The sequence below is a fragment of the Chitinophaga chungangae genome (assembly GCF_017742215.1).
GTDB classification, from domain to species: Bacteria; Bacteroidota; Bacteroidia; order Chitinophagales; family Chitinophagaceae; genus Chitinophaga; species Chitinophaga chungangae.
This window is the reverse complement of the sequence record NZ_JAGHKP010000002.1, coordinates 695,039-714,360: the sequence shown is the minus strand read 5'-3', so window position 1 is coordinate 714,360 and position 19,322 is coordinate 695,039. Positions and strand designations below refer to the sequence as shown.

General features: G+C 52.5%; 17 protein-coding genes. 6 read left to right on the top strand and 11 right to left on the bottom strand.

The window, feature by feature from the left end:
• Window positions 1–115: 115 nt before the first annotated feature.
• From rpsB to J7I43_RS10990, 4 genes are all read right to left on the bottom strand, one after another.
• Window positions 116–1,126 (bottom strand): 30S ribosomal protein S2, encoded by a 1,011-nt coding sequence (gene rpsB / locus J7I43_RS11005; protein ID WP_209145724.1) that lies wholly within the window; start codon window positions 1,124–1,126, stop codon window positions 116–118.
• A 45-nt stretch (window positions 1,127–1,171) separates the two neighbouring features.
• Window positions 1,172–1,561 carry a 30S ribosomal protein S9 gene (gene rpsI, locus J7I43_RS11000; protein WP_074241452.1) on the bottom strand — a complete coding sequence of 130 codons (390 nt, stop codon included), beginning with the start codon at window positions 1,559–1,561 and terminating at the stop codon, window positions 1,172–1,174.
• Window positions 1,562–1,574: 13 nt separating this feature from the next.
• Complete coding sequence (gene rplM, locus J7I43_RS10995; RefSeq protein WP_209145723.1) at window positions 1,575–2,018, bottom strand: 50S ribosomal protein L13; 444 nt, start codon at window positions 2,016–2,018, stop codon at window positions 1,575–1,577.
• A 243-nt stretch (window positions 2,019–2,261) separates the two neighbouring features.
• Window positions 2,262–2,951 (bottom strand): zinc metallopeptidase, encoded by a 690-nt coding sequence (locus J7I43_RS10990; protein ID WP_236023355.1) that lies wholly within the window; start codon window positions 2,949–2,951, stop codon window positions 2,262–2,264.
• Between the two features lie 597 nt (window positions 2,952–3,548).
• Between J7I43_RS10990 and radA the strand changes: the two genes are divergently transcribed.
• Window positions 3,549–4,925, top strand: coding sequence for a DNA repair protein RadA (gene radA / locus J7I43_RS10985; RefSeq protein WP_209145722.1), 1,377 nt, complete (start codon window positions 3,549–3,551; stop codon window positions 4,923–4,925).
• A 34-nt stretch (window positions 4,926–4,959) separates the two neighbouring features.
• Entirely contained in the window at window positions 4,960–5,646 is a 687-nt protein-coding gene (locus J7I43_RS10980) for a ComF family protein (protein ID WP_209145721.1), read from the top strand.
• 84 nt (window positions 5,647–5,730) lie between these two features.
• Here J7I43_RS10980 and J7I43_RS10975 read toward each other — a convergent pair whose 3' ends face one another.
• Window positions 5,731–5,919, bottom strand: coding sequence for a hypothetical protein (locus J7I43_RS10975; RefSeq protein WP_209145720.1), 189 nt, complete (start codon window positions 5,917–5,919; stop codon window positions 5,731–5,733).
• 413 nt (window positions 5,920–6,332) lie between these two features.
• Here J7I43_RS10975 and J7I43_RS10970 point away from each other — a divergent pair, with 413 nt between their 5' ends.
• Both J7I43_RS10970 and metH read left to right on the top strand, forming a co-directional pair.
• Window positions 6,333–7,349, top strand: a complete 1,017-nt coding sequence (locus J7I43_RS10970; protein ID WP_209145719.1) for a homocysteine S-methyltransferase family protein — start codon at window positions 6,333–6,335, stop codon at window positions 7,347–7,349.
• A gap of 19 nt (window positions 7,350–7,368) precedes the next feature.
• Complete coding sequence (metH, locus tag J7I43_RS10965) at window positions 7,369–10,077, top strand: methionine synthase (protein WP_209145718.1); 2,709 nt, start codon at window positions 7,369–7,371, stop codon at window positions 10,075–10,077.
• 51 nt (window positions 10,078–10,128) lie between these two features.
• Here metH and J7I43_RS10960 read toward each other — a convergent pair whose 3' ends face one another.
• Window positions 10,129–10,716, bottom strand: a complete 588-nt coding sequence (locus J7I43_RS10960; RefSeq protein ID WP_209145717.1) for a hypothetical protein — start codon at window positions 10,714–10,716, stop codon at window positions 10,129–10,131.
• Between the two features lie 281 nt (window positions 10,717–10,997).
• A complete protein-coding gene (gene ispG, locus J7I43_RS10955) occupies window positions 10,998–12,986 on the bottom strand; it encodes a (E)-4-hydroxy-3-methylbut-2-enyl-diphosphate synthase (RefSeq protein ID WP_209145716.1) in 1,989 nt (662 codons plus the stop codon).
• Between the two features lie 176 nt (window positions 12,987–13,162).
• On the opposite strand from ispG, the gene J7I43_RS24935 reads away from it, so the two are divergent.
• Window positions 13,163–14,017 carry a helix-turn-helix domain-containing protein gene (locus tag J7I43_RS24935; protein ID WP_209145715.1) on the top strand — a complete coding sequence of 285 codons (855 nt, stop codon included), beginning with the start codon at window positions 13,163–13,165 and terminating at the stop codon, window positions 14,015–14,017.
• 195 nt (window positions 14,018–14,212) lie between these two features.
• On the opposite strand, the gene J7I43_RS10945 is transcribed toward J7I43_RS24935, so the two are convergent.
• The 4 genes from J7I43_RS10945 to kbl form a co-directional block, all read right to left on the bottom strand.
• Window positions 14,213–14,956, bottom strand: coding sequence for a tetratricopeptide repeat protein (locus J7I43_RS10945; protein ID WP_209145714.1), 744 nt, complete (start codon window positions 14,954–14,956; stop codon window positions 14,213–14,215).
• Window positions 14,953–15,990: a VWA domain-containing protein gene (locus tag J7I43_RS10940; protein WP_209145713.1), complete on the bottom strand. Its 1,038-nt coding sequence runs from the start codon at window positions 15,988–15,990 to the stop codon at window positions 14,953–14,955. The genes J7I43_RS10945 and J7I43_RS10940 overlap by 4 nt, the downstream gene beginning before the upstream one ends.
• A 109-nt stretch (window positions 15,991–16,099) precedes the next feature.
• Complete coding sequence (blaOXA, locus tag J7I43_RS10935) at window positions 16,100–16,906, bottom strand: class D beta-lactamase (protein ID WP_209145712.1); 807 nt, start codon at window positions 16,904–16,906, stop codon at window positions 16,100–16,102.
• Window positions 16,907–17,166: 260 nt separating this feature from the next.
• Window positions 17,167–18,369, bottom strand: coding sequence for a glycine C-acetyltransferase (gene kbl / locus J7I43_RS10930; protein ID WP_209145711.1), 1,203 nt, complete (start codon window positions 18,367–18,369; stop codon window positions 17,167–17,169).
• A gap of 448 nt (window positions 18,370–18,817) precedes the next feature.
• On the opposite strand from kbl, the gene J7I43_RS10925 reads away from it, so the two are divergent.
• Window positions 18,818–19,303, top strand: a complete 486-nt coding sequence (locus tag J7I43_RS10925; protein WP_209145710.1) for an RNA polymerase sigma factor — start codon at window positions 18,818–18,820, stop codon at window positions 19,301–19,303.
• Window positions 19,304–19,322 lie beyond the last annotated feature (19 nt).

The following is a 19,322-nucleotide window of genomic DNA, read 5'->3' as shown; positions in this document are numbered from 1 at the left end:
TATATAATCAGTTTATATGTTATTGTTTTATGAAAATTTTTACCGGGGGGGTATAATGTGAATCGTGAACGACTGGTATCATTCACGATTCACTATTGATATTGATGTTGATCAATTATCTGGCAGGGCCGGGTTTGCCTGCGCCGGAGGGACGGAATCCACCGCCACCGCCGGGGCGGTTGCCACCAGGACGGTTACCACCGCCGCCGGGACGATTGCCGCCACCGCTTCTGCCGCCGCCACCAGGACGGTTGCCGCCGCCACGGTTACCACCGGGGCCGCCGGGACCGCGCTGACCGCCCGGACCACCAGTTCTGCCACCGGGGCCGCCAGGCCTGCGTCCACGCTCACCGCGCTCGTCGCCGCCTTCCAGCTCAAACTTGCGCAGTTTGTTGTCTGCTTCTTCTTCCTCTACTTCGTCGGTTTTTTCAACGGCTCTTTCGGCCAGGCCTTCAGCGATAGCTGCAGCGATGTAGCTAACGATAATAGCGATGGATTTGGTAGCGTCGTCGTTCGCGGGAATTGCGAAGTCTACCCTGGTAGGATCGGAGTTGGTATCTACCATACCGAAAGTGGATACACCGAGACGTTTTGCTTCAGCCAGCGCGATGTGCTCGTGGCTGATGTCTACGATGAACAGGGCAGCCGGAACACGTGCCAGTTGAGCGATACCGCCCAGCACTTTTTCCATTTTGTCCTTATCGCGGGAGAGCGTCAGGCGCTCTTTTTTAGTGATGTTGTCGAAAGTGCCGTCTGCCAGCATTTTCTCGATGCTCTGCATCTTTTTAACGCTCTTGCGGATGGTTGCGAAGTTGGTCAGCATGCCGCCCAGCCACCTTTCGGTAACATAAGGCATGTTCACGCGTTTTGCAGCTTCTGCAACGATCTCTTTCGCCTGCTTTTTGGTAGCTACGAACATGATCTTTTTACCGCTTTTTGCGATGGATTTCAGCGCAGCCGCTGTTTCCTGCAGGCCTTCAACGGTTTTGTTGAGGTCAATGATGTGAATACCTTTCTTTTCAGCGAAAATATAAGGCAGCATCTTCGGGTTCCATTTTTTCTTCAGGTGACCGAAGTGTACACCGGCTTCCAGTAACTGCTGCTGTAATGAAGTATTATTTTCCATGTTGTTTTAATCGAATTGATGTTCAAAAATTGAATGATACAATCATTAACGTTTAGAGAACTGGAAGCTTCTGCGGGCTTTAGCTTTACCGGGTTTCTTACGTTCAACTGATCTCGGATCACGTTTCAGCAGGCCGGCAGCTTTCAGTGCAGGGCGAAACTCGGGGTTGATCTCGCACAGTGCGCGGGCGATACCCAGTTTTACAGCTTCAGCCTGACCTTTGATACCACCACCCTGTGCATTCACTTTAACATCGAATTTGTCGAGCGCGTCAATGGTCTTGAAAGGCGCTTCAACCTGGTTCTGCAGGTAAATCAGCGCGAAATATGTTTTATAGTCCTTGTCGTTCACCAGAATGGTGCCGGTACCTTTGCTCACGTATACGCGGGCAACTGCTTCCTTACGACGGCCGATAGTATTTTTTTGTTTTTCCATTATTCAGGTGTGATTAGAAAGTTAAAGACTGCGGTTTCTGAGCAGTATGCGGATGTTCCGCACCGGCATAAACGAAGAGTTTTTTATACATCGCACGGCCCAGACGGTTCTTCGGCAGCATGCCTTTCACCGCTCTTTCGATCACTACTTCCGGACGGCGTTTCAGCAGGTCCTTCGCAGCCTCGCCTTTCTGACCACCGGGGTAACCGGAATATGTCAGGTATGTCTTGTCGTTGAGCTTGTTGCCGGTGAAAACAACTTTGTCAGCGTTGATCACGATGATATAATCGCCACAATCAGTATGCGGGGTGAAGTAAGGTTTGTTCTTACCTCTCAGAATAGCCGCGATCTTGGCGCTCATCCTGCCCACAGTTTGGTTGGTACCGTCCACGATGTACCAGTCACGCTTTACGTAAGCGTCGTTAGCAGACTTTGTTTTGAAGCTTAAAGTATTCATTGCTTAATAGAATAAAATTTAATCTCGCCCATGTTTGGGAGTGCAAAGCTAAGCGGTTAAATGAATATAACCATCAGTTTGGACGACTTTTTTGGAAGGGGTGCTTGTAATGAGTTGATTTTCAATAAAAATTTTGACAAACAATTATCAACACCTTATTCATAGCCCGGTTTTACAGGGCTTCCGGCAATAGAAAGGACCGCAATTGCGGTCCTTTCTCAATTTTTTTCCGCGGGAACAGGATTAATCCCTCCTGCTGGCGCCCAGATATATTAATAAATATTGCAATAAAATCACTACGGAAGATACCGCCGCCACTACGTAGGTCATAGCCGCCCACCACAACGCGTCTTTCGCCATATCATGTTCCTGCTTGTATGTAATGCCTGCGCTGTCCAGCCACTTCAGGGCCCTGTTAGACGCGTCGAACTCCACCGGCAGGGTAATAATGGAAAACAGCGTGGTTACGCCGAAGAGGATAATACCGCCCAGCAGCAGCTGCGGAAAAGCCTGGACCATCAAAATGCCCGCGAACAGGACAATTTGAACCAAATAGGAGCTGACCTGCACCGCAGGCACCATTTTGGAGCGCATTGTCAGCCAGGGATAAGCCGTGGCGTGCTGTACAGCGTGCCCGCACTCGTGCGCGGCCACCGCCGCGGCCGCCACGCTGGGCGTGCCATATACTTCAGGACTGAGGTTCACCGTTTTGGTAGCGGGATTATAGTGGTCGCTGAGGAAGCCCTGGCCCTGCACCACCTTTACGTCGTAGATCCCGTTGTCGTGCAGCATCTTCTCCGCCACCTCCGCGCCCGTAAGGCCGGAAGAGGTCCGGATCTCGCTGTACTTCTTGAATTTGCTCCTCAGCCGCATGCTCACAAGCGCACTGATGCCCACGAAAATCAGGGAAATGATCATTACACCAGGTGTCATTATCTATCGTTGTTTAGTTTACTGATCGAATTGGTTACTACCATAAAATTAACCCTTATTTCCCATCAAATCCCTTACCAGTTGGTAAAATTGTCAGAATTGTCATGTAACCCGCCGGTTACGCATGGGCTTTGTCAGCACAAAAAATTAACACTGCCACTTTGGCCGGAACAAACCCTTCCAACCCCCATTTTCCATGCAATATTAATAGTTATTTTTATTTATAATATATTCAAAAATTAATATATCAAACCGCATATTACCATCCCTCGCTATCAATATTTTACGAAAGTTTATAGAAAATTATTTACAGGCGAAACAGGCTACAATAGAGGCTTACAGCCGACTGACTGCCAAAAGAATTAACACTTTAAAAGTTATTAACATCCATTAAATAAACTTTTTTATTCTGAACCCATTTAGTAATTTAGTCCTGAATTTAATGGGTTAGTAAGTAGAAAGAGTCAGCGGAATCTTCCGTTGGCTCTTTTCTCTTTTCAGCGTTTTTTCAACAAAAAGGAACGCGGATTTTTATCCTTCTCTTCATCAATCAGCAACAAATATTCTCTTCTCCTTTTTTTCATTTTACTTTGTTGCATGAGTAAAATCAGAACAGCTTTTTTTTGCCAGAACTGCGGATATGAATCAGCGAAGTGGACGGGAAAATGTCCTTCATGCAATCAATGGAACACTTTTGTCGAAGAAAAAGTGCAGAAAGATATTCCGTTGCGCCAGGCAGACTGGAGAGCGGAAACAACCAGCGCGTATAAAACGCCCAGAACCGTTCATCTCGATGCGGTTGAAGGGCTCGAAGAGAAACGCTGGCTTACGCCGGACACAGAGCTCAACAGGGTGCTGGGAGGCGGCATAGTGGCGGGTTCGCTCGTATTGGTCGGCGGTGAGCCGGGGATCGGCAAATCCACTTTGTTCCTGCAGAACGCGTTGTTGCTGAAGGATATTAAAACACTGTATATCAGCGGCGAAGAAAGTGAACAACAGATCAAGATGCGGGCAGACCGTTTGAAGATACGCAACGATCAGTTTTACCTGCTTACCGAAACTTCCACGCAGGTGATCTTCCAGGAGATCAAAAAACTGCAGCCCGAACTGGTGATCATCGATTCCATACAAACCCTGCAGTCTCCGCTGATCGAATCCGCGCCCGGAAGCGTGTCGCAGATCCGCGAAACAGCCGCCGAAATGCAACGTTTCGCCAAAGAGACCAACACGCCCGTTTTCCTGATCGGCCACATTACCAAAGACGGCTCCATCGCCGGTCCAAAAGTGCTGGAACATATGGTCGATACGGTATTGCAGTTCGAAGGCGACCAGCATTACGCCTACCGCATCCTGCGCACCATCAAGAACCGCTTTGGTTCAACCGCCGAGCTGGGCATTTATGAAATGACCGGTGTTGGCCTCCGGCAGGTGAACAATCCCTCCGAAATACTGATCTCCCAGCGCGACGAAATGCTCAGCGGCGTAGCCATCGCTTCCACCATCGAAGGCCTTCGGCCCATGCTCGTGGAAGTGCAGGCGCTGGTTACACAATCCGTATACGGCACGCCGCAGCGTACCGCCACCGGTTTCGACCTGCGCAGGTTGCAACTGCTGCTGGCCGTGCTCGAAAAACGCGGCGGTTTTCATTTCGGTGTGAAAGACGTGTTCCTCAACATCGCGGGCGGCCTGCGCATCGAAGATCCGTCTATCGACCTGGCGGTGCTGGTAGCGCTGCTTTCGTCGTTTGAAGACATCGGCGTTTCGCACAAAAATTGTTTTGCCGGCGAAGTAGGCCTCAGCGGCGAGATCAGGGCGGTGAACCGTATCGAACAGCGTATTGCCGAAGCGGAGAAGCTGGGTTTTGAAAAGATTTTTATCTCCAAGTTTCACAAAAAAGGACTTGATTTCACTAAATTGAATATCGAAGTGGTGCCGCTGGGAAGGGTGGAAGAATTGTACCGCCTGCTTTTCTAGCCGCACCTGTTTGTTAACCTGAAATCTTCTTTTTATGCTGCAGGCCCTCTTGCAACTGTTTTACCCGCACGTCTGCGAAGGATGCGGGCGCGAGCTCAGCAGTACCGAAAAGATCCTCTGCATCCGCTGCGACCTTCAATTGCCGCTCACCGGTTTTCATAAAACCGCTGAAAATCCCGCCGAGCGAATGTTTTGGGGCCGCGTGCCGATGCAGCGCGTTTCGGCCGGGTACTTCTTTTATCACCAGGGAATTTTACAAAAGCTGGTGCATGCTTTCAAATACAAAAAACGCAGCGATATCGCGATCTTCCTCGGCCGGAGGCTGGGTTTTCAGCTGAAGGAAAGCGGCTGGGCGAAAGACGTGACCGCACTGGCGCCCGTGCCTTTGCACGCCATGAAACAACGCCACCGCGGTTACAACCAGGCCGCGCTGCTCGCCGAAGGCATGGCGGAAGTGCTGGGCTGCCGCGTATGGCCGCACGCGCTGGTGCGCAACGCATTCACCGAAACGCAAACGCGCAAATCGAGGATAGACCGCTGGGCCAACGTGGAGAACATGTTCGCATGGAAAACCGGGCGCCTGGAAGGCCCCGCGCATATATTGCTGGTAGACGATGTGATGACCACCGGCGCCACGCTGGAAGCCTGCGCCCACGCGGTTTTGCAGGCGGGAGAAGCGGTTCGGGTAAGCGCCTGTGCGCTGGCCTGCGCGGCGAGGTAGGCGCAAAAAAATACAGGTGTTCGAAAACACCTGTCTCTGGTAACTATTCCACGTTATGAATACGCAATTGTTGCATTATGTCAACTACAGCTTAGAGGAAGTCTTGTTATCGCTCCCTTTCGGGAGGCCCGCCTGCGCTGCGGCTTTAGCGTTTTTGTTCACATAAACGACCCTGAAGGACTCGCTCAGGGCGCTTCTTTCGGCAACGACCTCTTCCAGTCCCAGCTTTTTCAGCCGGAGGCTTAATTGCCTTAAATCGTCCTCAATGTTCATGACTAAAAATTTTCGGTGATTGTAATGTGTTCCCTGCCCGGATTGAATTACCGGCGGCACATTGAACAACAACCGGCAGCGGCGCGGTGATGGTAGGAGAATGCCATAGTGTTATAAGTTAAACGGTTGGTTTCTGTATTTTTTTGATTCCATTGTATTACCCTACAAATGTAATAGGATTTGTGGACTATCCAAAAATATTTTGATGATAGAAAATAAAGGGGTTTCTAATGAATTGATAAACAGGTAATTGTGAGATCAAAATTTTTATGGCCCCAAAGCAGCGTTCGGGGGAAGAAGGTTTCAAGGTTATTAGTGAGGACTTTTCTATCTTTGCAAATGCCCGCGGGTAGATTTGTTTATTGTTCGGCCCCCGGGTTCATTGTAAACCGTAACTAATAAACGTTATTGCCATGAAATCATTACAGGAATGCGCCCGTGAGCGCATATTGATCATTGACGGTGCGATGGGCACCATGATCCAGCGGTACAAACTCCAGGAATCCGATTACAGGGGGGAACGATTCGCCAACTACCACACAGACGTGAAAGGCAACAGCGACCTGCTTTCGATCACCCAGCCGGCCATTATTGAAGCCATTCACCGCGAATACCTCGAAGCCGGCGCAGACATCATCGAGACCAATACCTTCAGCAGCACCGTGATTGCACAGGCAGACTACGATATGCAAAGCCTCGCCTATGAAATGAACGTGGCCGCCGTACAGGTAGCCAGGCGCGCGGCAGACGATTATACCCGCCGGAACCCGGACAAACCGAGGTTCGTTGCAGGCGCCATCGGCCCGCTCAACAAAACGCTTTCCATTTCCCCCGACGTAAACAACCCCGGTTTCCGCTCCGTTACTTTCGACGAAGTGGTGAACGCATATTACGAACAGGTGAAAGCGCTGACGGAAGCGGGCGCGGACCTGCTGCTGATCGAAACCATCTTCGACACGCTCAATTGCAAAGGCGCGATCTTCGCCATCAAAAAATATTTCCGGGACAGCGGCAGGCCCGAACTGCCCATCATGATCTCCGGTACTATTACCGATGCCTCCGGCCGCACGCTGAGCGGGCAAACGCTGGAAGCGTTCTATATTTCGGTGATGCACGCCAAACCCTTCTCCATCGGCCTGAACTGCGCGTTGGGCGGTGCACAGATGAGGCCTTACGTGGAAGAGCTTGCCAACATCGCCAGCTGTTACGTTAGCTGCTACCCCAACGCCGGCCTGCCGAACACCTTCGGCGAGTACGACGAGCAGCCGCACGAAACGGCCCACATCATCGAAGATTTCGCCCGCGAGGGTTTCGTTAATATCGTCGGCGGCTGCTGCGGCACCACGCCCGATCACATTCGTCACATCGCTGAAAATGTAAAGACCATTACCCCGCGCCCCTTGCCGGTAGTGGAAACTACGCTGGCATAAGAAGAACGAGGAAATTAGCATGAACAATACGCAAACGATCAAGCCTTACCTGAGACTGAGCGGCCTGGAGCCGCTGGTTGTAAGACCCGAGACCAACTTCATCAACGTCGGCGAAAGGACCAACGTTACCGGCTCTAAAAAATTTGCCCGCCTCATCCGTGAAGGACATTTTGAAGAAGCGCTCTCAGTAGCCCGCCAGCAGGTGGAAAGCGGCGCCCAGATCCTGGACGTGAACATGGACGACGCGCTGCTCGACGGCGAAAAAGCCATGACCACTTTCCTGAACCTGCTCGCTTCCGAGCCGGACATTTCCCGCATCCCCGTGATGATCGATTCCAGCAAGTTCAGCGTGATCGAAGCCGGCCTGAAATGCCTGCAGGGCAAATGTATCGTGAACTCCATCAGCCTGAAGGAAGGAGAGGAAAAGTTCATCGAGCACGCCATTATCTGCCAGAGCTACGGCGCTTCGGTGGTCGTAATGGCCTTCGATGAAAACGGCCAGGCGGATACCCTCGAAAAACGCGTGAGCTTCTGCCACCGCGCGTACAAGATCCTTGTCGATAAAGTGGGCTACGATCCGCAGGACATCATTTTCGACCCGAACATTTTCGCCATTGCCACGGGCATTGAAGAACATAACAACTACGCGGTAGAGTTCATCGAAGCCTGCCGCCGGATCAAACAGCTGATGCCGCTCGCCAAGATCAGCGGCGGCGTGAGCAACGTATCGTTCTCCTTCAGGGGCAACGATGCCGTGCGCGAAGCCATGCATGCCGTGTTCCTGTTCCACGCCATCAAAGCGGGGCTGGACATGGGCATCGTTAACGCAGGCATGATCCAGATCTACGACGAGATCGAACCGCAATTGCGCGAGCTTTGCGAAGACGCGATCCTCAACCGCCGCGAAGATGCTACCGAGCGCCTTATCGCATTTGCCGAAACCGTAAAGGCCAAAGGCAAAACCGTCGAAAAAGACGAAGCATGGCGCGCCGGCACCGTTGAGCAAAGGCTCAGCCACGCCCTTGTGAACGGTATTACCGATTACATCGAAGCGGACACCGAAGAGGCCCGCCAGAAATATCCCCGCCCGCTGGAAGTGATCGAAGGCCCGCTGATGGATGGAATGAACATCGTGGGCGACCTTTTCGGCAGCGGTAAAATGTTCCTTCCGCAGGTCGTGAAAAGCGCCCGCGTGATGAAAAAATCCGTGGCTGTGCTTACGCCTTACATTGAAGCGGAAAAGCTGGAGCTGCAGGCGAAGAACGGCGGCGAGATAAAATCCGCCGGTAAAATATTGCTCGCCACCGTAAAAGGAGACGTGCACGACATCGGGAAAAACATCGTGGGCGTGGTGCTCGGCTGTAACGGCTACGAAATCGTGGACCTCGGCGTAATGGTGCCCGCGGAAAAGATATTGCAGGCCGCGCGCGAAGAAAAAGTGGACATCATCGGTCTCAGCGGGCTTATCACCCCGAGCCTCGACGAAATGGTCCACATCGCCCGGGAGCTGAAACGCCAGCAGTTCGATATTCCCCTGCTGATCGGCGGCGCCACCACTTCGCGCACGCACACCGCCGTGAAGATCGCGCCGGAATACGAAAACGGCGTGGTGCACGTGCTGGACGCTTCCCGCAGCGTGACCGTAACGGGCAACCTGCTGAACAAAGCGCTCAGCAAAAACTTCCTTTCGGACGTAAAAACGGAATACACCAAACTGAACGAGCAGTTCAGGAATAAAAAACCCGTCAAACAATACCTGCCCATCGCCGAAGCGCGCAAGCTGAAAGTAGACATCGACTGGGCGGCGTACAACCCTGTAAAACCCGCACAGCTGGGCACCCAGGTGTTCGACAACTACGACCTGGGCGAGATCGCCAAATACATCGACTGGCAGCCTTTCTTCATTGCCTGGGAACTGCACGGCAAATTCCCGCAGATATTGGAAGACGAGGTGGTGGGTAAAGAAGCCACCCGCCTCTACAACGAAGCGCAGGAAATGCTCAAACGCATCATCAGCGAAAAATGGCTGAGAGCGAGAGCCGTGATCGGCCTGTTCCCCGCCAACGCCATTGCCGACGATACGGTGAGCGTAACGGCGATAGACGGCGCGGAAGTGCCCCTCGAGTTCCTGCGCCAGCAGATCAAAAAAGCGCCGGGCCAGCCGAACGTCAGCCTCGCGGATTATATCGCGCCGGCCGCTACCGGCAAACAGGATTACATCGGCGGCTTTGCCGTAACGACGGGCGAAGGCATCGAAAAATGGCTCGAACATTTCAAAAAAGAACACGACGATTATAGCAGCATCATGCTGAAGGCGCTGGCAGACCGGCTGGCGGAGGCTTTCACCGAACTGCTGCACGAGCGCGTGCGCAAGGAGTTCTGGGCTTACGCTACAGACGAGCACCTTACCAACGACCAGCTGATCAAAGAGGAATATCTCGGCATCCGCCCCGCGCCCGGTTACCCGGCTTGCCCCGAGCACACCGAGAAGTACAAACTTTTCGACCTGCTGAACGCTACGGAAGCCACCGGCATCACGCTCACGGAATCGCTGGCGATGTACCCCGCGGCGAGCGTAAGCGGCTGGTATTTCGCTAACCCGCAATCGAGATATTTCGGTTTGGGCAAGATCGAAAAAGACCAGGTGGAAGATTATGCCGCGCGAAAAGGCTGGCCGCTGGAAGAAGCCGAAAGATGGCTTCGCCCCAACCTTGAATACGACATGTAAAACGAATGCATAAAAGAAGCCCCGGAGTATTTCCGGGGCTTTTTCGTTTCATCAGTATTTTTTCAGCGTGCTGTCTTCTTTCATCACTTCTTCCAGCAACCCTACGTCCACGCTTTGGATCAGTTTATCCCCGTTGTAGAATTTCACGGTCTTCACTTCCGGGGTTTTCGGGATGGCGCCCAGCCAGGCCGCGGCCATGCTGAAAGATTTGACGGTCGGTTCTTCGTCGTAAATTTTGAAATGAAGCTCCACCGTGCTGCCTTCCTGTTTGCTGCTGATCAGCTCTATCTTTTGCACGAGCGAGCTAATGCGCAATGTGAGCGCGGTAAGCAGCTGGCTGTTGAAATCCACGGTATCGATCACATTGTTGACCGTTTTCGCCATACCGAACACCTGCTGCATTTCCTTCGGATTGTTGATCACCCAGCAAACGATACTGTCGTTCTGCTTGATGGTGTTCTTCACGAAATAACCGCTCAGCGGCCTGATCACGATGTCTTTCTGAAAAGCCACCAGCTCGTTGATCGTGTCTCCCTGCGCCTGTTTTTCTTCCTGGGTAATGGTAGACTGCGAGGTATTCGGCCCGCAACCGGCTGCCAGCAATGCCAGCAGCCCCGCGGCATAAAGCAGATTTCTCATACAATTCAATTTAGTTTGTAAAGAAATTAACGCAATACGAATACCAAAGTTTCAACCGTCGGGAGAATAGTATTACAGCAATAACATGATTTGGAGGGAAACTACGCGGCAAAATGCGTAAAACTACGCTTGATATACCCTCTGGAGGGTAGTAGTTTTGTGACATGCTTTAGAAGTGCATATAACCCCAAATAAGCAGTTCAGAATAAGAAAAGTTAAGGTACACACTGTTCTGTTAACCCCAGTTACAGTTTTAGGGCCGTCTGAAAGGACGGCCCGCTTTAATTTACGTCCACCCACATGCCGTTATCCCTGATCAGGTTGATCAGTTCGCTTACTGCCACATCGCTGCTGAGGCCGCGTTTCACCACTTCTTTCCCGCGGTACAGCGTGATCTTTCCAACGCCGCTGCCCACGTAACCGAAGTCCGCATCGGCCATTTCGCCTGGGCCGTTCACGATGCAGCCCATGATGGCGATCTTCACGCCTTTGAGATGATTGGTCACCGCGCGGATGCGGGCCGTGGTTTCCTGCAGGTCGAAAAGCGTTCTGCCGCAGGAAGGGCAGGAGATGTATTCCGTTTTCGAGATCCTGGAGCGGGTGGCCTGCAGGATGCCGAAAGCAATGTTGTTGATCAGTTCCGGCGGTTCCTTCACGGCGCCGGGCTGGCGGTTCAACTTTTGATCAGGCAAGGCTTTGAGCCAGAGCCCTTCACCAAAGCCGTCCAGCAGCAGTGCGCCGGTTTCGGTGGCGTAATGAATAAGGTCGTCGTCCGCATTATCATGACCGCTGTTGCACATCAGCACGACCGGCTGGGCGATCTGCTGTTCCATCATGGCGATCAGCGTGCGCCTTACCATCGCCATGGCGTGCGCGGAATTGGAATAGACCACGGGCACAACGTCTGTAGCGGTGCGGAGCGTTTCGAGGAAAACATTGAATTCAGGCGTGCCGAAATCGTCCGCATGCGTGGCCACGAAATTCATTTTCGAGAGATTGCCCGCGCTGCGTGCGGCCATGTAGCCGTGAATGTCCAGGTAAGGGAAATATTTTTCCTTGTCTTCCGCGTGCAGCCATGCCGGATGCTGCACGATCACTTTCAGCGTGCCGGGCAAAGCGAACGGCAATAGGTGATGACCGGTGAAAATATAATCCGCGGCCGCGTCGCCGATGTTCCATTTATCGGTGGCTTCGTCGTAATAATAGCCGATGCCGCGCAGGTCGTGGTGGGTGATGGATTTGAGATGACTGAGGTCCGCCACAACAACGGGCACCTGTTTCCCGCCGATGTTATCCACCGCGATGCTTTCCCTTTTGGCGAAGTTGAAAGGCGAATACGGCAGTTTGTCCGGCTGGGAGAGCGGTTGTATGGGCGCGTGGGAAATGCGGCCGGTGTAACGTTTCACGATGTCGCGGCAAACGGGCAGCTCAAATTCGGGGTCTTCGGTGAGCGATACGCGGATGGTATCTCCCACACCGTCTTCCAGCAGCGTGCCGATGCCCACGGCGGATTTGATGCGGCCGTCTTCCCCGTCGCCGGCCTCGGTTACGCCGAGGTGCAGCGGGTAACAGTGGCCTAGCTCCTGCTGCATGGTGCTCACCAGCAGGCGGTAAGCCTGCACCATTACCTGCGGGTTGCTGGCTTTCATGCTCAGCACGATGTTGCGGTAGTGCAGGTCTTCGGCGATGCGGAGGAACTCCATGGCGCTTTCCACCATGCCCATGGGCGTATCGCCGTAGCGGCTCATGATGCGGTCGCTGAGGGAGCCGTGGTTGGTGCCGATGCGCATCGCGGTGCCGTATTGTTTGCAGATGTTCACCAGCGGGGTAAAACGCTCGCGGATGCGGTCGATCTCTTCCTGGTATTCGGCGTCGGTATATTCCAGCAGTTCGAATTTCTTTTTGTCTACGTAGTTGCCCGGGTTCACGCGCACTTTTTCCACGATGCGGGCCGCCACTTCCGCGGCATTGGGGGTGAAGTGGATATCGGCCACCAGCGGGGTGTTATAGCCTCTTTTGCGCAGTTCGTTCTTGATGTTGAGCAGGTTTTCCGCCTCGTTTTTGCTGGGCGCGGTAATACGCACCAGTTCGGCGCCCGCTTCGATGCAACGGATGGACTGCTCCACGGTGCCCAGGGTGTCCATGGTGTCGGTGGTCGTCATCGTCTGAATGCGGATTGGGTTGAAATTCCCTATGGTAAGGTCCCCCACTTTAACTTCCAGTGTGGCCAGGCGCTCGTATTTAGTCAGCGAAGGGCTATATAATTGCATGAAATTGAATCTAAATTGTTCAACAAAATTAGCAAAATATTCCCCGATCCATCTGCCTCATATTTTGTTATTTTATATGAGCGGTAACGCACACGGTCTTAATTTTCCTAGTTTTATCGTGTCAATTTGTTTGTAACCAGCTATTTAACCGAACCTGTATGCAGCAAAACAATACTGTGAATTCGATACCCTATCAACAATTACCACTTACCGGTCAATTCAGCGTTTTCGAGCTGGAAACCTTCAAAACGGAGCTGGCGGGCATTCCCCACCGGCACCACGACTTCCAGATCCTCTGGTTCACCAGGGCCGCCGGCGATCATGTGGTGGATTTCGTGACCTACGAAATGAAGGACAATATGCTGTTCCTGCTGCGGCCGGGGCAGGTGCACCAGCTTCCCGCCAAGGGGTTTTACGGTTTCAGCATCACTTTCACCGAAACTTTTTATTTCTCCAATAAACACGAACGCGAAACCTTATACGATTTCACCACCCTGTTCGACGATTCGCAGGAATATGCGCCGATCTATATCAGCAAGCCCGCTGCGGCCAATCTCGGCATGATCATCACGCTGATGCGGCAGGAGCTGGCCAGCCAGTTCGAAGGCAGCAGCAGCAGCGTGATCAAACATTACCTGAACGCCTTTTTGCTGCTGGCGGAGCGGGAGAAAAAACATAACGCCGCCAATTCGCCGGACCTGCTGAACCACGACGCCCGCATCATCCAGCTGCGGCGGCTGGTGGAAAAACATTTCCGCTCCGAACACCAGGCCGGTTTTTACGCGCAGCATTTCTCGCTGACGCCCAAACGGTTAAACGAGATCACCCGGGAAGCGATCAACAAAACGGTGACGGATATGGTACACGACCGCCTGATCCTCGAAGCGAAGCGCCAGCTGGCTTTCAGCAACCGCAGCGTGAAGGAGATCTGTTACGAACTGGGCTTCGAAGACCCCGCTTATTTCAGCCGTTTTTTCCGGAATCACGCCCATACTTCGCCACACGAATTCAGGGAAACAATGTTCAAATAATACCAGTGAATCTTCCGTTTGTCCAAACCGGGAGGATAAATGCGGAGTAATTTTACATATCGTTTTAACGGAACCCATGCTTTAGACGCGTTTAGAGACGCGTTTTTTATTTGGAAAGGAAAGTAGAAATAAAAAACCGTCCTGGTTCACCGGGACGGTTTTTTTTATGTTTTTGAAAATGATGCGCGTGTCGGGTCACCAGTCTTTTTCCACCTGCCCGGGCGTGCCTTTCACTTTTTTCATTTTGTCTTCCTGCAGTTTCTTTTCCTGCTGCGCCAGGTTCTGGAGAAGACGTTTGGCTTCTTCAGGCGTCAGTTTGCTGGGTTTGGGCTGCGGTTGCTGCTGGTCTTTTTTATCCTGGTCTTTCTGCTCGTCCTGGTTTTGTTGCTGATCTTTTTTGTCCTGGTCTTTTTTATCCTGGTCCTTTTTATCTTTCTGGTTCTTCTGTTTGTCTTTGTTCTCTTTATCGTCTTTGCCGCCGCCCTGCTGATTCTGTTTTTTCAGCATGGCCTGCGCGTAAGCGAGGTTGTAGCGCGCCTGTTCGTCTGCCGGGTTGGCTTTGAGCGCGTTTTTATAGCTTTTGATACTTTCTTCCCACTTTTTGTCTTCCATGAAAGTATTGCCGATGTTGTAATTCGCGTCTGCCTTCACCGCCTTGCCTGTGGCGGATTTGATGGTGTTGGCGTATTGCTGGCGCGCGGCGTCGAAACGTTTTTGTTCGTAGAGGGAATTGCCGAGATTGTAATTCCCTTCCACGGATTTGTTGTTGCGCTCGAGCGCCTTTTTATAACTGGCTTCGGCATCGGCGTACTGCTGCTTTTTATACTGGGCGTTGCCCCGGCGTATCAGCTTGCTGGTGCCTTCCTGCGCGTGCGCCTGCGTTTGCGCGATAATCAGCGCTATAACGGCTACGGTTATATGAAAAATGTATTTCCTCATTTCGCTTCCACGGTTTTAAGCCCCGGCAGTTCATCCGCTTTTTTCCGCCTGCCTTCGGGCACGAAAAATTCCAGCAGAACGAGTATCAGGCAGATGCCCAGGAAGTATTGAAAATAACTGTTATAATCGGTGAACACGTTCTCGCCGAACTCTTTCTGTTCCATTTTGTCGATCTTGTCCGCCAGCGCGTCTACCACCTCGTCTGTATTGTTCATGAGGTGCAGGTACATGCCTTTGCCGGTGGAGGCGAGGGATTTGAGCGCATCTTCGTTGAGTTTGGATACGACAGTATTGCCTTCGTTGTCTTTTTTCAGCCCGCCAGTTTCAGGATCTGGAAGGGGTGAACCGGTGGGTGAGCCAATGCCGACGGTGTTGATCACTACGCCGTTTTCCAGCGCTTTTTTGGCGGCGTTGATAGCGCCTTCGTTATGGTCTTCCCCGTCTGAAATGATCACCAGTGCTTTGTGTTTGCGTTCTTTTTTATTGAATGCCTCGTCAGACACGCGGATGGCTTCGTTGATCTCGGTGCCCTGCCGCGGGATCAGGTCGGGGGTGATGCTGCCGAGGTACATCCTGGCGGCGGAATAGTCGATGGTAAGCGGCATTTGCAGGTAAGCGTTGCCGGCGAACACTACGAGGCCCACACGGTCGTTGTCCAGCTTTTCCATGAGTTTGGTTACGAGCTGTTTGGCGCGCGTCAGCCGGTCGGGCTTCGTATCTGTGGCGAGCATGCTTTTGCTTACGTCCAGCGCGATGATCACGTCTACCCCCTTGCGGGTGATCTTGTCTACACGGCTGCCTTTCTGCAGGTTGGCCAGGCCGATCACGCCGAAAAAGAAGGCGATGAAAAGCAGCAGGAACTTGAGAGTGAACAGCCGGCGGGAATAGCCGGAAAAGAGTTTTTCCACCATGGCGGGGTCGCCCATGCGGCGGATGGAACGGCGTTTCCACCAGGTAACCCAGGCGAAGGCGAGCGCGAGTATGATCAGGAGCACGAATGCCCAGAGGTATTCAGTATGTTGAAATCGTAACATGGTTAAAAAAGCAACCCCGGCTCAGGCCGGGGAGCAGTTCAAAAATAATTTTTTTATAACGTATTACAAGAGTGTTTTGAAATGATTTAGGAGTTTTTTAACAGCGGGCCTATTTTTCCCCTTTAAAAAACCCTTCCTCCGCGAGAATGCCGCGGGTAATGTCCATCCGCATCCCCTCGATGTCCGGGTTCGGGTCTTCGGTCTCGAAATTCAGCACAAAGAAGGTGGGATGCAGGTTTTCCTCGATCCAGCCTACCATCCAGCCGATGTGTTTCCGGCCGGTGACGCCCCAGCCGCCTTTGTAGGCGAGGATATATTTGTCTGTCTTTTCCCGTATCATCATGCCGGCCACCAGCTGCTGCGCGCGTTTCTGGTACGGCAGCTGGTTGAAATACAACTGCTTGACGAAGCCCAGCTGCTCGTCCGGCGAGATCTGCAGGGAATTATCGAGCCAGAAGGTGTCTATTTTGCTGATCTTTTTGTTGCCGTAACCCACGGAATCGAGCCAGGTCTGCATGGTGTCTTTCCCGATGCGGCGGGCGATCTCCTGGAAATAAGGCACGGAAGACAGACGGAAAGCCTGCGCCATGGTGAGGTCCTGGTTCCATACGGTGTCCGGGCGGTACACGCCGTCCCATTTGATGACCATATTGGTATCGCTGGCGGCGCCGGTGTGCAGCGCGGTGAGGGAATTGAATATTTTGAAAGTGGACGCGGGCGTGAAACGTTGTTTGGCCCGGTCGATATTATACACCCTGAAGGAGCCCTGCCCATTGTCGAACATCATAAAAGTGCCTTCCACCTTGTATTTGGCGAAGTATTTCTCCCATTCTTTCGCGTCTTTCACGTTATTGGGAGTGCAGGCGCCGAACAATACGGCAAAGGTCAGCAGCAGCAGGCCGGACAATTTCATCATATTCATTTTGTTAACGGGGCAAAAGTACGGCAAGCGGTCATAAAAAAGAATGACGGGCGCTTGTTTCTGCCCGTCATCCCCGTAATAATCTTGTATTTTTTGAACATCAGCAAGTTAGACGCCCGTGTAACCCTTCCCCGGTCTGATAGTATTTGCGCGTTTTCTCTCCTTCGGCTCTCCTTCGGCGATCCTAAATCTATCGTTCGACCGGCCAATTTCGTTAATCGGGTATCAGTCTGCGAAACGGCGGCGGGTACTATTTACACGGCGGCTTTTTCTTTCAGCACGCCCAGTTCCTTGCCTACTTTGGTAAAGGCGGCGATCGCCTTGTCCAGGTGGGCCTGCGAATGCGCCGCGCTCAGCTGTACGCGGATGCGGGCCTGGCCTTTGGGCACCACGGGGTAGAAGAACCCGATCACGTAAATGCCTTCGGCGAGCAGTTTGTCGGCGAATTGCTGGCTGAGTTTCGCGTCGTACAGCATTACCGGTACGATGGGATGGTCGCCGGGCTTGATGTCGAAGCCCGCGGCGGTCATTTTTTCGCGGAAATAGCGGGTATTGAACTCGAGTTTATCGCGCAGTTCGGTGGTTTCGCTAAGCATGTCGAGCACGGCGATGGAAGCGCCCACGATGCTGGGAGCCACGGAATTGGAGAAAAGATAGGGCCTGCTGCGCTGGCGGAGCATTTCTATCACTTCCTTCTTACCGCTGGTGAAACCGCCGGAAGCGCCGCCGAGGGCTTTCCCGAGGGTGCCGGTGATAATGTCAACCCGGCCCATCACGCCGCGGTATTCGTGGGTGCCGCGGCCGGTTTTGCCAAGGAAGCCGCTGCTGTGGCTTTCGTCGCTCATCACGATGGCATCGTATTTATCGGCCAGGTCGCAGATCTTGTCCAGCTGGGCGATGGTGCCGTCCATGCTGAAAGAGCCGTCTGTTACGATAATGCGGCTGCGGGCGCCGGCGGCTTCTTTGAGTTTGGCTTCGAGATCGGCCATGTTATTGTGCTCGTAGCGGAAGCGCTGGGCCTTGCAAAGGCGCACCCCGTCTATGATAGAGGCGTGGTTGAGGGCGTCGGAAATGATGGCGTCCTGTTCGGAGAACAGGGGCTCGAATACGCCGCCGTTGGCGTCGAAAGCGGCCACGTAAAGAATGGTGTCTTCCGTGCCGAGGAATTTCGATATTTTCTGTTCCAGCTCGGTATGAATGTCTTGCGTGCCGCAGATAAAACGTACGCTGCTCATGCCATAGCCGTGGGTATCAATGGCTTCTTTGGCCGCCGCCACCGTTTTGGGGTGGGAGGAAAGGCCCAGGTAGTTGTTGGCGCAGAGGTTGATCACGGTCTTGCCGTTCACGGTAATTTCCGCTCCCTGCTCCGAGGTAATGATCCGTTCCCGCTTATAAAGCCCGGCAGTATTGATTTCATCCAGCTCAGTTTGCAGACGTTTGATGAAATTTTGGTTCATGATCTTGAGTGTTTTGGTCTGTTACTAACAAAGTTAGGGCAATAAATGTATCAAGCTTTAGACAGGGTGCGGCGGGTAAATACGGGAAGGATAAAAAGTTTGACGGAGGTGTAACATTTGTTTGCCGGTTTGCGTCATACAATTATCATAGACGGTAGATTATGACGAAAGTACTGTTCGCCCCATGATCCGGTGGTTTGTTCTGTCCGCCTTTCCGCTCCCGGCCAAAAGGGCCATTTTGGGGCCGGAATTGCCGTCAGCGGCCGCCTGATTGCGCCGAGGCCCCGGTTGTTGCTGGGCGGGGTTTCGTTTTCTAGCGCGGCGTATGGTGCGATTTCTGTCAATGAAACTGGTGATATACAGGCCGGTCCGGTCCTTATCCGAAGGGAAAGACGGCCGCTATTCAACAAATTGTCGGAAATTAGCACTCTAAAGAACCTATCGCCGGATGACGGAAAAGGAGTACAACAAATGCGTGGATCTGTATAGCGATAATCTCTTCCGTTTCATAGTCAAGAACCTGGAACACGCGGAAGATGCGAGAGATGTGGTACAGAATGCGTTTGAAATATTATGGAAACATTGTAATGATGTGCCTTTCGAAAAGGCCAAAAGTTACCTGTTTACCGTAGCGTACCATAATATGATCGATCATGTGCGGAAAACAAAGAGAGTGTCGCTGGTGGAGGAGTTCAGGGAAGAGGCGAAGGTAACGGAACAGAAGATACATAATGCACGGGCCATCATCGAAAAAGCGCTTAACCGCCTCAGCGACGTGCAGCGCTCCCTCATCGTGCTGAAAGATTACGAAGGGTACAGCTATGAAGAGATCGGCGAAATCATGAAACTTAACCCCTCGCAGGTGAAAGTTTACCTGCACAGGGCAAGGGCTCATTTGAAGGAGTACCTGGTGAAAATGGAAAACGTGATTTAAGAAAAGGTATTCAAAATCA